Annotated in this window: 11 protein-coding genes; 5 read left to right on the forward strand and 6 right to left on the reverse strand. The window is 72.7% G+C overall.

Annotation, left to right across the window (positions count from 1 at the left end; genetic code table 11):
- Window positions 1–2: 2 nt before the first annotated feature.
- The 5 genes from ACF0H8_RS13510 to ACF0H8_RS13530 form a co-directional block, all read right to left on the reverse strand.
- Complete coding sequence (locus ACF0H8_RS13510; protein WP_395289418.1) at window positions 3–512, reverse strand: TRAP transporter small permease; 510 nt, start codon at window positions 510–512, stop codon at window positions 3–5.
- 37 nt (window positions 513–549) lie between these two features.
- On the reverse strand, window positions 550–1,599 hold the full coding sequence (locus ACF0H8_RS13515; RefSeq protein WP_395289419.1) for a TRAP transporter substrate-binding protein: 1,050 nt from the start codon (window positions 1,597–1,599) through the stop codon (window positions 550–552).
- A gap of 382 nt (window positions 1,600–1,981) precedes the next feature.
- Window positions 1,982–3,388 carry a mannitol dehydrogenase family protein gene (locus ACF0H8_RS13520; protein ID WP_395289420.1) on the reverse strand — a complete coding sequence of 469 codons (1,407 nt, stop codon included), beginning with the start codon at window positions 3,386–3,388 and terminating at the stop codon, window positions 1,982–1,984.
- Window positions 3,385–4,812 carry a glucuronate isomerase gene (gene uxaC / locus ACF0H8_RS13525; protein ID WP_395289421.1) on the reverse strand — a complete coding sequence of 476 codons (1,428 nt, stop codon included), beginning with the start codon at window positions 4,810–4,812 and terminating at the stop codon, window positions 3,385–3,387. The genes ACF0H8_RS13520 and uxaC overlap by 4 nt, the downstream gene beginning before the upstream one ends.
- Window positions 4,813–4,889: 77 nt before the next feature.
- A complete protein-coding gene (locus ACF0H8_RS13530) occupies window positions 4,890–6,002 on the reverse strand; it encodes a LacI family DNA-binding transcriptional regulator (protein ID WP_395289422.1) in 1,113 nt (370 codons plus the stop codon).
- Between the two features lie 269 nt (window positions 6,003–6,271).
- Between ACF0H8_RS13530 and ACF0H8_RS13535 the strand changes: the two genes are divergently transcribed.
- The 5 genes from ACF0H8_RS13535 (at window position 6,272) to ACF0H8_RS13555 (ending at window position 11,866) form a co-directional block, all read left to right on the forward strand.
- Entirely contained in the window at window positions 6,272–7,744 is a 1,473-nt protein-coding gene (locus ACF0H8_RS13535; RefSeq protein WP_395289423.1) for a glycoside-pentoside-hexuronide (GPH):cation symporter, read from the forward strand.
- A 123-nt stretch (window positions 7,745–7,867) separates the two neighbouring features.
- Window positions 7,868–9,664: a beta-glucuronidase gene (gene uidA / locus ACF0H8_RS13540; protein ID WP_395289424.1), complete on the forward strand. Its 1,797-nt coding sequence runs from the start codon at window positions 7,868–7,870 to the stop codon at window positions 9,662–9,664.
- Between the two features lie 126 nt (window positions 9,665–9,790).
- Window positions 9,791–10,651 carry an ATP-dependent sacrificial sulfur transferase LarE gene (gene larE / locus ACF0H8_RS13545; protein ID WP_395289425.1) on the forward strand — a complete coding sequence of 287 codons (861 nt, stop codon included), beginning with the start codon at window positions 9,791–9,793 and terminating at the stop codon, window positions 10,649–10,651.
- Window positions 10,644–11,375: a nickel pincer cofactor biosynthesis protein LarB gene (larB, locus tag ACF0H8_RS13550; protein ID WP_395289426.1), complete on the forward strand. Its 732-nt coding sequence runs from the start codon at window positions 10,644–10,646 to the stop codon at window positions 11,373–11,375. Before larE ends, larB begins: the two co-directional genes overlap by 8 nt.
- Before the next feature lie 41 nt (window positions 11,376–11,416).
- Complete coding sequence (locus ACF0H8_RS13555) at window positions 11,417–11,866, forward strand: HIT family protein (RefSeq protein ID WP_395289427.1); 450 nt, start codon at window positions 11,417–11,419, stop codon at window positions 11,864–11,866.
- A 32-nt stretch (window positions 11,867–11,898) separates the two neighbouring features.
- On the opposite strand, the gene ACF0H8_RS13560 is transcribed toward ACF0H8_RS13555, so the two are convergent.
- Window positions 11,899–13,734 carry a metallophosphoesterase gene (locus tag ACF0H8_RS13560; RefSeq protein WP_395289428.1) on the reverse strand — a complete coding sequence of 612 codons (1,836 nt, stop codon included), beginning with the start codon at window positions 13,732–13,734 and terminating at the stop codon, window positions 11,899–11,901.
- Window positions 13,735–13,880 lie beyond the last annotated feature (146 nt).

Genomic DNA, 13,880 nt, shown 5'->3' on the forward strand with positions numbered 1-13,880 from the left:
TCCTAGATCGCTTCGTCAATCTCGGCGTCGGCCTCTACCACGTCTTCCTCGCGGCGCAGGACGGCAAAGATGTGGTAGATCGCGTAGAACGCGATGAGCACACCGGTGATCGGCATGACCATGTACATCGGGCCGATCGTGGTGGGGAGCGCCGTGAGGTTCTGGCCCCACGCGCCCATCGCGGCCCGCCAGCCGCCCCAGACCAGCACGATCACGGCGAAGGCGATGATCAGGAGCTGGACCAGGACGGACATCGCACGCTGGACCCCGCCCGGCAGCTTGCGGACCACGAAGTCCACCGCGATGTGCCCGCGCTCGGAGAAGACCAACGCGGCGGCGAAGAACCCGAGCCACACGAAGGTGTAGCGCGCGAGCTCCTCGGACCACGTGCTGGGGTCACGCAGAACCTGGCGGCTGAAGACCTGCCAGACCACGTCGATCACCAGCACCGCGAAGAGGAGCACCGAGGCCCCGGCGAGGAGCTTGTCGAGAACCTTCTTCACTGCGTGCACGGGTCACCTCCTTTCCTGGGACGGCTGGCGGACGGCATCACTTGGCGGCTGCGGCGCGTGCGGCGTCGTAGAGCGCCTGCTGCGACTCGTTGGAGATGAACTGGTCGGCGAGGGGCTCGAGGACCGCGTCGAAGGCCTCCTCGTCGACCTCGGTGAACGTCGCACCGCCGGCCTCGGCCTGGGCGATGGCATCCTCGGTCGCCGTGGTCCAGAGCTCCGTGTGCTCCTCGTGCGCCGCCGTCCACTCCTCGTCGAAGACGGCGCGGTCCTCCTCGGACATGCCCGAGAGCAGGTCCGAGTTGATGATCAGGTAGTCCAGGCCGACCAGGTGGTTGGTGTAGGACCAGTGCGGGGCGACCTCGTAGTGCTTCTGCGTCCAGTACGAGACCTCGTTGTTCTCCGCCGCGTCGACGACGCCGGACTGCAGGCCCGTGTACAGCTCGCCGAAAGCCATCGGGGTGGCGGAGGCGCCCATCGCCTCGGCCATCGCGATGTGCAGGTCGGACTCCTGCACCCGCAGCTTCTTGCCCGCCAGGTCGTCGGGGCTCTCCACCGGCCCGAAGGTGGTGTAGACGCTGCGTGCCCCCTGGGTGAAGCCACCGAGGACCGTGAGGTTGTTGCTCTCCTCGAGGGAGGAGTACAGGTCGCCGACGATCTCCTCGTCGTGGATGACGCTCATCTGGTGCTCGACGTCGTCGAAGACCTTCGGGAGGTTGAAGACCAGGAAGTCCTCGTTGAGGTTCTCGAGCTGGGTGCCGGAGACGATCGCCATGTCGACGGTGCCGTCCGAGACGAGCTGCAGGGCCTCCTGCTGGGCGCCCAGGGTCTCGTTCGGGTAGACGTCGATGCTCCACCGGCCCTCGGTGGCCTGCTCGAGGCGCTGGCCGAAGTTGTCCAGGGCGATGAACGAGGGGTGCTCCTCGGTCTGGTTGAGGGCCAGCCGCAGGGCCTGGCCGCCCTCGGCGGGCGCCGCGGCGTCGCCGTCGCCGCTGTCGCCCTCGGCGTTGCCGCCACCACCGCAGGCGGCGAGGGTCAGCGCCGTCGCCGTGGCGAGCGCCAGCATGGAGAGGGACTTGGTGCGCTTCATGGGAATTCCTGTTCTGCTCATCGGTGAGCTTGTCATCACTCGCGGGTGGTCGTTCATCCCGTGAGGGTCCGGGCTTCGTGGCCGCCGCCGGCCCGCGCACTGCGGCTGACCGTCGTCGTTCACGCGGGGGGGTCGGACGCCGGCCGGCAAACAGGCCGGACGGCGTCGTGAAGTAGGACACCCCGATTCATCCACACCCGGATATGACGCGGCAAACAGTTGCCACTCGTTGCTTCCGTACGTATGTACCGGTTCGGTAACGGCCCGATCGGCCCGAGGACGCCCGCGTCCCCGGCACGTACGACGAGGACCGGGGCGCCGGCGATCCGGCGCCCCGGTCCTCGGGGTCGTGCGTGACAGCGGGCCCAGGCGGGCCGTGGCGTCAGGCCTTCTCGGCAGCGCCCTCCAGCGCGAGGATCTCCTCCGCCTTGGCGGCGACGGCGGCCACCAGCTCGTCGTCGGGCAGCAGGTCGCCGGCGAGCGTCTCGAGGAGCCTGCGGGTCGCCTCCTCCACGGAGCCCTGCGCGGCGGCGACGACGTCGCCCTGACGGGCGTCCTTCACCGGCGCGCCGTGGCCCTGCAGGTGCAGCACCCACGCGGCCAGCGCCCGGACGGGGCCGTCGGGCAGGCGGCCGGCCTCCCGCTCCAGGCGCAGCGCCGGGAGGATCCGCACCGGGATCTTCTGGGACCCGTCCGCCGCGATCTGCGCGAGGAGGTGGCGTACCCGCGGGTTGGAGAACCGGTCGACAAGCGCGGTCCGGTAGGCCGCCACGTCCTCGGCGGGCACCTGGAGGTGCGCACCGGCGACGTCCCACCAGTCCTCGACCCAGCCGCGCACCGTCGGGTCGGCGATGGCGTCGGCCACCGTCTCGTGACCCACGATCGTGGCGGCGTAGGCCATGAGGGAGTGCGAGCCGTTGAGCATCCACAGCTTGCGCTGCTCGAACGGGGAGACGTCGTCGACGATGGTGACGCCGGCCTCTTCCCAGGCGGGTCGCCCGGCCGGGAACTCGCCCGAGACGACCCACTCGCTGAACGGCTCGGTCGGCACCGGGGAGGCGTCCTCGTAGCCCTCGGCCTCGGCGACCGCCGCGCGTTCGGCGTCGGTGGTGGCCGGGGTGATCCGGTCGACCATCGAGGTGGCCCAGGAGACGTTCTCGTCCATCCAGGACCGCAGGGTCGGGTCGACCTGGTCGGCCATCTCCTCGACGACGGCCCGGAAGGTCGGGCCGTTGTCGGGCAGGTTGTCGCAGGGCAGCACCGTCAGGCCACCGGCGCCGGCCTCGCGGCGGGCGAGGAAGCCGCCGACGAGCCTGCCGGGCGTGGTCCGCGCCGCGGACGTCGGGTCGGCCTTGAGGTCCTCGATGTCGGCGGCGACGTCGGGGTGACCGACGGCCAGGTGGCCGTCGGGGCCGCGCATGTACCCGGCCTCGGTGACCGTCGAGGTGATGATCGCCGTCTGGGAGGAGCGCAGGTAGCCCAGGAACGCCTCGGTGTCGCCGGCCGCGTGGACGGCGGAGAGCGAGCTGATCACCTCGAAGGCGTCGCTCTCGGCGTTGCGGGTGATCAGCGTGTACAGGCCGTCCTGCGGGGCGAGGGCCTCCGCGGTGTCGGGTCGGCGCCCCGTGAAGGCGGCGATCCCCCACTCGGCCGCGTCGGGCGCGTGCTCGGTGTACCAGGCCTGGTGCGCCCGGGTGAAGTTGCCGACGCCGAGGTGCACGATGCGCACCGGCGCAGCGGGGCGCCCGCGGTCGGCCCGGGAGAGGCGGGGCAGGGTCGTGGTGGTCACAGCTTGAAGGCCTTCCTGGGCTGGGTGACGACGAAGTCGTGCGCGGCGTCGAGCGCCTCGTCCATGGTCAGCCGGTTCTCGCCGACGAGCTCGGCGAGGTACCCGGCGTCGAGCCGGCGGCTCATGTCGTGGCGCGCGGGGATCGACAGGAAGGCGCGGGTGTCGTCGATGAACCCGGAGGTGCGGCCGAAGCCGGCGCCGGAGCCGGTGATGGCGCGGCGGTAGCGCCGGATGGCGTCCGGCTCGTCGATGAACCACCACGGGGCGCCGACGTAGACCGACGGGTAGAAGCCGGCCAGGGGCGCCAGCTCGCGGGAGTACACCGTCTCGTCGATGGTGAAGAGCACCAGCTGGAAGTTGGGGTGCGTCCCGAAGGCGGACAGCATCGGCTGGAGCGCGCGGGTGAACTCCACGCTCATCGGGATGTCGCCGCCGACGTCGGCGCCGTACTTCTCGAAGCTCTCGGTGTGGTGGTTGCGGTACACGGCCGGGTGCAGGGTCATGACGAGGCCGTCCTCGGACGCCATGCGCGCCTGCTGGAACATGAAGTCCCGGCGCAGCGTGTCGCCCTCCTCCGGCGTGATCTCGCCGTTGCGGGCCTTGGCGTAGAGGCGCTCGGCCTCGGCGTCGTCGAGCTTCTCGGCCCGGGCGTCGCGGTGGGAGTGGTCGGAGGAGACCGCGCCGTGCTCCTTGAAGAACGCGCGGCGGTTCTCCATGGCCGCGACCCAGCCGGCATAGGTGCCGGTGTCGACGCCGGAGACCTCGCCCAGCCTGTCCACGAGCCCGTTCCAGGCCGCCGTGGCGGGCTCGAGGTACTTGTCCGGGCGGAACGTGGGGGCCACCTTGCCCTCCCACGTGCTGTCGGCGACGAGCTTCTCGTGGAAGCGCAGGTCGTCCGCCGGGTCGTCCGTGGTCGCGATGAACTCGATGCCGAACTGCTTGTACAGGGCGCGGGGCCGGAACTCGGGCCTGGCGATCGCCTCGGCGATCTGGTCGTAGATGGCGTCGGCGGTGTGCGCCGAGGGCGCCTGGGTGATGCCGAAGATGTCGGCGAGCTCGGACTCGAACCAGAACTTCACCGGGGTGCCCCGGTACGCCTTCCAGTTGGCGCAGAGCAGGCGGAAGGCGTTGCGCTTCTGCTCGTCGCCGAACTCCTTCTGCCCGACGCCCAGGTCGGCGAGCGAGACGCCGTTGGCGTGCAGCAGGCGGTTCACGTAGTGGTCCGGCGTGATCAGCAGCGACGTCGGGTCCTCGAAGGGGACGTCGTCGGCGAGCCACTGGGCCGGCACGTGACCGTGCGGGGAGATGATCGGCAGGTCCTTGACCGAGTCGTAGATCTCGCGCGCCACCTTGCGCAGGCCGGGCTCGGCGGGGAGCAGGCGATCGGGATGGACGGACAGCGCGTCCTGGGTAGTCGTGGGCATGCGTCCATCGTCGGCGCGGGCGGAGGCGTGCGCCAATCTGTTGCAGGCAGTTGCCGACGGCCCGCCGCGGCGTCGGCTCAGCGCGCGGGCAGGCCGGAGTCGGCCGGGCGCACCCGGCTCGTCAGGTGGTCGGGGGCCGGACCGGTGCTGAGGCGCTCGACCAGCTTCACCGGGACGACGACGGGCGGCCCGCCACGGGGGTGCGCGCCCTTGATCTGGGCGACGACGTTACGCACAGCGGCGGCGCCGAGCGCCCGGCGCGGGGTCGCCACGGTGGTGAGCGGCGGCGTGATGAGGTCGGCGGCGAAGATGTTGTCGTAGCCGACCACCGAGACGTCCTCCGGCACCTGCACCCCGTGCGAGGTGAGGTAGCGGATGAAGCCGATGGCGACGAGGTCGTTGTAGGCGATGACACCGGTGGTGGGGGCCTGCAGCCACGCCTTCGCGCCGGTGACGCCGCCGGCCACGGTCGGCGAGAGCGGGCCCAGCCGGCGGACGTGGACGGCCAGCTCCAGCGAGGCCTCCCGCAGCCCGCGCCAGCGCATGCCGTCCGCCCACGAGGCCTCGGGCCCCGCCAGGTAGGTCACCGGGTCGTGGCCCAGCTCCCCGAGGTGCTCCAGGGCCCGGCGCACACCGCGCGCGTTGTCGGGGACCACCGACGGGATCTCCCGGACCGCCCGGTTGAGCGCCACCATGGGCTTCTGCTTGGCGACCATCCGGATCGCCGCGTCCGACATCCGCGAGGTGCCCAGCACGATGCCGTCGACGATGGGCAGCGCGCGTTCGAGGGCCTCGCGCTCGCGCTTGTCGGACTCGCGCGAGTCGACCAGCAGGACGGTGTAGCCGGCCTCCGCGGCCTCGTCCTGCACGCCGTTGATGATCTCGAAGTACACCGGGTTGGTGATGTCCGGGACCACGAGCGCGAGCAGGCTGCTGTGGGTGGTGGCCAGCGCCCGCGCCATCGGGTTGGTCCGGTATCCGAGGTCGGCCGCCACCTGCCGGATGCGCGCCGCGGTCTCGGAGTTGACCCGGCCGGGCCGGGAGAACGTCCGCGACACCGTGGAGGGGGCGACCCCGGCCGCCTGGGCGACGTCGTAGATGGTCGGCGAGCCGCGTCGCCGGCGGAGGTCTCCGGCATCGGCGTCGGGCACGTCTCCAACGCCGGCCACGGGGCCGTCTGCGTCGCCCACCGGCGCGCACCTCCTCGGATCTGCCCGCCGGGCGGCGGTGGCAAGAAGTGGCATCCGCTTGCCAGACGCCGAGGTCCAGAGTAACCGCTCGCTCCCCCGCGACCGGCACGGGCAACCGGCGGCAACCGGTCTGCAACACATGGCAACGGTTTTGCCGCCGTCCTCGGCCGGTGACTCAATGGACTCACCATTTCGTCCATTGGTGGCTGCGTCCACCACCCGCCGCGTCGTGGGCCCCCAGGTTGTCCGCCGGCGCTGAGGAGCCAGACATGACAACCATGAGCACCACCGCCGCGCCGTCGGCGGCCTCTCAGCCCTCCGGGCCGCACCTGTCGAGGAAGACCATCATCGGCTACGGCGCCGGGGACCTCGGGTGCAACATCGCCTTCCAGATGACCGGGCTCTTCCTCCTGGTCTTCTACACGGACGTGGCCGGCATCGACCCGGCCCACGCCGGCAGCATCTTCCTCTTCGTCAAGATCTGGGACGCCTTCGCCGACCTCTTCGCCGGCCGGATGGTCGACCGCACCATGACCCGGTGGGGCAAGTTCCGCCCCTTCCTGCTCTGGTACTCCGTGCCGCTCCTGGCCTCGAACCTGCTGTGCTTCTGGATCCCGGTCGACGACTACACGCTCAAGATCGTGTGGGCCGTGAGCTCCTACGCCCTCATGGGGCTGCTCTACTCGATGGTCAACATCCCCTACGGCTCCCTCGCCGGCGCGATGAGCCAGGACCCGGTCGACCGCTCCCGCCTCGCCTCGGCCCGCATGGTCGGCTCCGGCACCGCCATCCTGCTGCTCTCGGTCCTCCTCGCCCCGCAGATCAAGGCGGCCGAGGACCTCGCCACCACGTTCCTCGTCGTCGCGATCATCTTCCTGGTCATCGGCACCGCGATGTTCGCCTTCACCTTCCTCACCGCGAAGGAGACCGTCTACCGCGAGGTGGAGAAGGTCTCCCTCAAGGACACCATCGCCACGGTGCGGCAGAACAAGCCACTGATGCGCCTGTGCGCCTCGTCCTTCTTCTACCTCACCGCGCAGAACGTTGTCGGCGCCCTGGCCATCTACATCGCCAACGACGCCCTCGCCCGGTACGCCGGCGCCGGCAACTGGCTCGCCTCTGTCGTGACGATCATCACCACCGGCGCGGTCCTCTACGTCGGCCCGTTCGGTCCGACCGTGACCCGCAAGCTCGGCAAGAAGCACGGCTTCATGACCGCCTGCGTGGTGGCCATCGCGGGCGGCATCATCTTCGGCCTGGCCAACAGCCTGCTCCTCAGCCTCTTCGGCCTGTTCCTCGTCGGCCTCGGCATGGCTCTCCTGAACACCATGACCTGGGCGCTGGAGGCCGACACCGTCGAGTACGGCGAGTACAAGACCGGCATCCGCACCGAGGGCGCCACGTACTCCGCGTTCTCCTTCGTCCGCAAGGTCGGCCAGGCCGTCGGCGCGGCCCTCGGTTCCTACGCCCTGGCGTTCATCGGCTACAACGGTGCCGAGGATGTCCAGCCGCAGTCCGTGCTGGACGGCATGGAGACCGCCGTCGCCGTCCTGCCCACCGTGCTCTTCGCCATCGCCTTCCTGATCATGTGGCGCTACCCGCTCACCGAGGCGCGCTTCCGCGAGATCATGGCCGGCATCCAGGCCAACCGCGCCAAGCGGCACCTGGAGCTCCACCCCGAGCTCGCCGCCACCGCCGGCACGGCGCCCGAGACGGACGAGAACCTTCCTGACCAGCGCTGAGCCGGCCTGACGCCCCCGCCCTGGTGACCGGGGCGGGGGCGCCTCGCGTCGGCCGCCCGCGCGCGCCGCCCACCCCCGGTCCTTCCCGCACGAGACCCAGCACACCGCACGAAAGGGACACGCATGCTCCGCCCCCAGGACTCCCCCACCCGCGAACGACGCTCGCTGGCCGGTCTGTGGCGCTTCCGCGCCGACGCCGACGGCACCGGCCGCCAGGCGCGCTGGTTCGCCGCGCCGCTGGCGGAGGCGATCGACATGCCCGTCCCGGCCAGCTACAACGACATCGTCCCGGGCCGCGAGCTGCACGACCACGTGGGTGACGTCTGGTACCAGACCACGGCGCGGGTGCCCCGCGGCTGGGCGGACCAGCGGGTGGTCCTGCGGTTCGACGCCGCCACCCACCACGCCACCGTCTGGGCGAACGACACCGAGGTCATGAGCCACTCCGGCGGCTACACGCCGTTCGAGGCGGACGTCACCGGGCTGGTCTCGCCAGGCGAGGAGGTGCGCGTCACCGCGGTCGTGGACAACACGCTGACGTGGGAGACCATCCCGCCGGGCATCGTGGAGGACACCCCCCACGGCAAGCGCCAGAAGTACATGCACGACTTCTTCAACTACGCCGGCCTGCACCGCCCGGTCTGGCTCTACGCCACCCCCGCCACGTACGTCGAGGACATCACCGTCGTCACCGGCGTCGACGGCGACCCCACGACGCCGGGCGTCACCGGCACCGTGCGCTACGACGTGGTGGTCGGCGGGGCCGACGCCGGCGCGCAGGTCCGGGTGCGCCTGCTGGACGCCGACGGCGGCGAGGTGGCGAGCGGCACCGGCGCCTCGGGCGAGCTGCGGGTGCCCGACGCGCACCTGTGGCAGCCGGGCGAGGGCTACCAGTACGACCTCGTCGTCGAGGTGCTCGACGGCGACGCGGTGGTGGACAGCTACCTGCAGAAGGTCGGCGTGCGCACCGTCGAGGTGCGCGGCACCGACTTCCTCATCAACGGCGTGCCGTTCTACTTCCGCGGCTTCGGCATGCACGAGGACCACAACACGCGCGGCAAGGGCCACGACGACGCCGAGATGGTCCACGACTTCGAGCTGCTGCGCTGGATCGGGGCCAACTCCTTCCGCACCTCGCACTACCCGTACTCCGAAGAGTTCATGGACTACGCCGACGCGCACGGCGTCGTCGTGATCGACGAGACGGCCGCCGTGGGCATGAACGCCGCGGTGGCGCAGGTGCTCGGCACGCGGATCGACAAGGTGTTCTCGCCCGAGGCGGTCAGCCACAAGACGCGCGAGGCGCACGCCGCGGCGATCCGGGAGCTGATCCAGCGGGACAAGAACCGCCCCGCCGTCGTGCTGTGGTCCATCTCGAACGAGCCGGAGTCGCACACCCCGGAGTCCGAGGAGTACTTCCAGCCGCTGTTCGAGCTCGCCCGCGAGCTCGACCCGCACCGCCCCGTCGGCTTCGTGAACGTCATGTACTCCAAGGCCGACGTCGACCTGCTGGTCAAGTACAGCGACGTCATCATGATCAACCGCTACTACGGCTGGTACGCCAGCTCCGGCGACCTCGCCGCGGCCGAGGCGGCGCTCGAGGACGAGCTGGCGCAGTGGGAGGCCCACGGCAAGCCGATCCTCATGACCGAGTACGGCGCGGACACCGTCGCGGGCCTGCACGACCTCACCGGGGCCATGTGGTCCGAAGAGTACCAGGGCGAGCTGCTCGACATGTACCACCGGGTCTTCGAACGCCACGCGGCGATGTCCGGCGAGCACGTGTGGAACTTCGCCGACTTCGCCACCTCGCGCGGCATCGTGCGCGTGGACGGCAACAAGAAGGGTGCCTTCACCCGCGACCGCCGGCCCAAGGCCGCGGCGCACCTGCTGCGCCGCCGCTGGACCGCCGCCGGCTGACGCGCGCGCCACGCGGGTCGGCCGGTGCGGGACCTCCCGTGCCGGCCGGCCCGCGCTACGCGGACCGTGCGGCCCATCCGCCGCCGGCCGCACGACGTAGGGTGACCGAGACAGAGAGGACGAGACGTGTCAGCACGGTTCGACAAGCTCAGCGGCGAGACGCTCAGGCTCGCCGACGCCGTCGGCACGGAGCTGGCCGGAGCGGCCCCGCTCGGGGTCGCCTACTCCGGCGGCGTCGACTCGGCGCTGCTGCTGGCGCTGGCGGTGCGCACGCTGGGCGCGCAGGACGTCGTCGCGCTGCTGGGCGTCTCCCCCTCCCTGGCCCGCTCCGAGCGCGCCCTGGCGCACTCCACCGCGGAGTTCATCGGGGCACGTGTGGTGGAGATCGAGACCCACGAGGGCGAGAACCCCGACTACGTCCGCAACGGCGTGGACCGCTGCTTCTTCTGCAAGGACGAGCTCTTCACCCGCATCTCCGACGACCTGGTCGCCGCGCACGGCCTGGCCGCCGTCGCGTACGGCGAGAACGCCGACGACGCCCGCCGCCCCGACCGGCCCGGCTCCCAGGCGGCCACCAACCACCGGGTGCTGAGGCCGCTGTCCGTGGCCGGCCTGACGAAGAAGCAGGTCCGCGAGGTCGCGCGGGCCATCGAGCTGCCGGTCGCCGACAAGCCCGCCGCGCCCTGCCTGGCCTCCCGCATCCCGCACGGCCAGGAGGTCACCGCCGAGAAGCTGCGGCAGATCGAGCGCGCCGAGGAGGTGCTGCGCGAGCTCGGGTTCTCCGACGGCCGTGTGCGCCATCACGGCGACATCGCCCGGATCGAGCTGCCCAGGGCCGAGATCCCCCGCGCGGCCGAGGAGGACGTCCGCACCGCCCTCGAGGAGGGCATCGGCGCCGCCGGCTTCCGGTACGTCGTCGTGGACCTGCGCGGCATCCAGTCCGGGGCCTTCACCCTGCCCCTGCTGCAGGTGGCCAGCCGTGGCTGAGTACCGCACCGACCCGGTCGTCGCCACGGCGGACGGCGCGGTCGGCGGCGACGCCGAGACCACCGTCGACGGCGTCGCCACGCTCGACCACGACCGCGTGCGCCGGCGCGGCTACCCCGAGGCCGTCTTCTGCGAGGGCAAGTCCCCCGCCCAGCTGCGCGCGATCGCCACGGCCCTCCTCGAGCGGGGTGACGGCGCCGCCACCCTGTTCACGCGGGCCGACCACGAGCGCGCCACTGCGATCCTGCGGGTGCTCACCGACGCGCGCCACGAGCCGGAGGCGCGGCTCCTCGCCTGGCCGGCGGAGCCGCCCGAGCCCACGGGCGGCCTGGTGGTGGTGGCCTGCGCGGGCACCTCGGACCTGCCCGTGGCCCGCGAGGCGGAGCTCACCGCCCGCTACCTGGGACGGCCCACCGAGCTCGTCGTCGACGTCGGCATCGCCGGGCTCCACCGGATCCTCGCGCGCGTGGACACGCTGCGCCGGGCCGCGGCCATCGTCGTCGTCGCGGGGATGGACGGCGCGCTGCCGGGCGTGGTGGCCGGCCTGGTGTCCGCCCCCGTCGTGGCGGTGCCCACCTCCGTGGGTTACGGCGCCAGCTTCCAGGGCCTCTCCGCGCTGCTGACGATGCTGAACTCCTGCGCCCCCGGCGTCGGCGTGGTCAACATCGACAACGGGTACGGCGGCGGCCACCTGGCGGCGCAGATCGCGGCGCCCCGGCGCTGACCCGCACCGGCCGGCGCGGGAGAAGTGCCAGGATGAGCCGCATGAGCACCGTGTTCACCAGGATCATCGACGGCGAGCTGCCGGGCCGGTTCGTGTGGGCGGACGACACCTGCGTCGTCTTCTCCACGATCGCCCCCATCACCGACGGGCACATGCTCGTGGTCCCGCGCGAGGAGCTCGTGCAGTACACGGAGGCGCCCGACGACGTCCTGTCGCACCTCGCGCTCGTGGCGAAGGAGGTGGGCCGCGCCCAGCAGGCGGCCTACGGTTCCCCCCGCGCGGCGGTGCTGGTCGCGGGCTTCGAGGTCGACCACCTGCACCTGCACGTGCTGCCGGCGTGGGACGAGGCCTCCCTGCGGTTCGACAACGCGCGGCACGACCTGCCCGCCGAGGAGCTGGACGCCGCGGCGGAGAAGGTGCGCCAGGCGCTGCGCGACGCCGGGCACGGCGACCGCGTCCCCGCCGAGCTGGGCTCCCCGGCGCTCGCCTGAGACGGCCTCGCCTGAGACGGCACTGAGCCGGCTCAGCCGCCGGACGGCGCTGCGTCCTGACCCAGAGGTCCGCCGTCCGCCTCCGCGCCGTCGGGCCCCACGCCGTCGGGCGCTCCACCGTCCGTCCCGTTGGGCACCGCGCCGTCCGGCACGCCTGCCGCGCCGTCCGGCACCGGCATCGGCACCCACGGGCCGAGCTTCACCGACGCGTCGGTCCCCACCCGGATGCGGCGCAGGTCCATCGGCCTCCCCGTGGTGCGGTCCACCCGGACGACGGTGAGCTCGGCGTCCGCCGACAGCGGACCCACGGTGGCCCGGCCCTCCGCGCCGCCGCCGGTGGAGCTGCTGACGTACCGCACGCCCTGCCCGAGCACCTCGGGGCCCTCCGTGCGGTGCCAGTGGCCGGAGAGCTGCAGCCGGGCGCAGCCGGCGTCGAGCGCGGGCTGCCCCACGCGGGGGTTGTGCACCAGGAGCAGGTCGACCCCGTCGTCGGTGGCGCACGCGACCTCGGCCATGCGCCGCGCCAGCTCGGGGATGGTCTCGCCCCGTTCCGGGCGCGTGCCGCCCGCCCCCACCGCGGTCAGGGTCGGGTCGGTCTCCCCGAGGATCCGCACCCCGGCGACCTCGACGACCTCGCCAGCGAGCACCGTCCAGCCCGCCTCGCGCTCCTGCCCGGCCGTCGTCTCGGAGTCGTGGTTGCCGGTGGCCACGACCACCGGGACGTCGTCCGGCACCGCGTTCGCGAACGCGTTGACGCAGTAGGACTCCACCGAGGTCCCGCTCATGACCGTGTCGCCGGCGTCGAGCAGCGCCGCCGCGCCGGACTGCTCCAGAGCCGCCGCCACCACGCGGGCCATGCCGACGTTGCAGTGCAGGTCCGAGACGAGAAGGAGGGTCACCGGGTCGGGCGCGGTCTCCCCGTCGCCGTCGCCGGCCTCGGTGGCGGACGGGGCCGCCGCCACCCCGTCGCCCGCCGCCACGCCGGGCTGCTCGGCCTCGTCGTGCGTGTCGCCGTCGGTGCTCTCGCCGGCGCCGTCCGTGGCCCCTCCCGCCTCCTCGGCCGGTGCGGGCCCGCGCGGCTGGGGGTCGGCCTCGAACGCCGCGACCACGTTGTCCGCCGCCCGGTCGTAGAACCTCTCGTTGCTGAGGTACGCCTCCTTCACCACCGGACCGTACGCGGCCACCACGTCCGCCAGCCGGCCGGTGATCCGGGCGCCCTCGAGCGGGGTGCCCTCCAGCACGGCGGGGCTGCTGCCGGCGGGGCTGTGCTGGCGCGCGGCGGGCACGACGACGGCGGCGATGACGCTGACCGCCACCGCCCCGCACAGCGCGGCCACGCCCGGCCGGGCGAGGGCCGCCTTGACCTCGTCGCGCAGCCGCCCGCGGGAGGCGAGCCGCGCGGCGGCCAGCAGCACGAGCATCGCGGACCAGGCCACCGCGGTGCGGCCGAGTGCGTCGCCCACCAGGCCACGGACGGCGTCGGCGACGGCGGCCTCCGGGGCGCTGAGGAGGTGGCCGTAGGACTGCACGTCGGCCATGAGCCCCGGCAGGGGGCTCGAGCCGCCCGCAAGGTCGCTGGGGATCTCCTCCACCACCACGGCCACGCCCAGCGGCCACGGCAGCGGGGAGTCGATGATGACCGCGCCGAGCGGGCCGAGCTGGACGCTCACCTGGCGGTCGAGGGTGACGTGGTAGTCGGCCTTGTGCGGGCCCAGCGAGGAGTGGGTCGAGGCGGTCGAGACGCCGAGCGATGCCGCGAGCAGGCCGGTGACGAGCAGCGTCGCGGCGGTGCGCAGGGCACGCCGGGTGGCCGTCGTCTGCCGGTGCCACCACTCCCAGCGCCGTCGGCCGCTCCGCTTCCCGTCCATCCCCGCCATTGTGGCCGCTCCCCCGGCCCGTCCGCCGCCCGGCGCGGCGCTGACGGCCAGCGCGGCCTGCCCGGCGTGCACGTGAAGTCCGTGGCCTTCATCCTTGAGCCGGGCGCCCCGCCGGGCGCCCGTGCCGGCAGGAGGTG

Origin of the sequence: Georgenia sp. AZ-5, from assembly GCF_043952095.1 — a bacterium.
Taxonomy (GTDB): Bacteria; Actinomycetota; Actinomycetes; order Actinomycetales; family Actinomycetaceae; genus Georgenia.

Bases quoted from the DNA above. Each gene is read 5' to 3' on its own strand.
- ACF0H8_RS13555 (WP_395289427.1), top strand. From the start codon at position 11,417: ATGAGCACCGTGTTCACCAGGATCATCGACGGCGAGCTGCCGGGCCGG.
- uidA (WP_395289424.1), top strand. From the start codon at position 7,868: ATGCTCCGCCCCCAGGACTCCCCCACCCGCGAACGACGCTCGCTGGCC.
- ACF0H8_RS13515 (WP_395289419.1), bottom strand. From the start codon at position 1,599: ATGAAGCGCACCAAGTCCCTCTCCATGCTGGCGCTCGCCACGGCGACG.
- ACF0H8_RS13560 (WP_395289428.1), bottom strand. From the start codon at position 13,734: ATGGACGGGAAGCGGAGCGGCCGACGGCGCTGGGAGTGGTGGCACCGG.
- ACF0H8_RS13535 (WP_395289423.1), top strand. From the start codon at position 6,272: ATGACAACCATGAGCACCACCGCCGCGCCGTCGGCGGCCTCTCAGCCC.
- uxaC (WP_395289421.1), bottom strand. From the start codon at position 4,812: ATGCCCACGACTACCCAGGACGCGCTGTCCGTCCATCCCGATCGCCTG.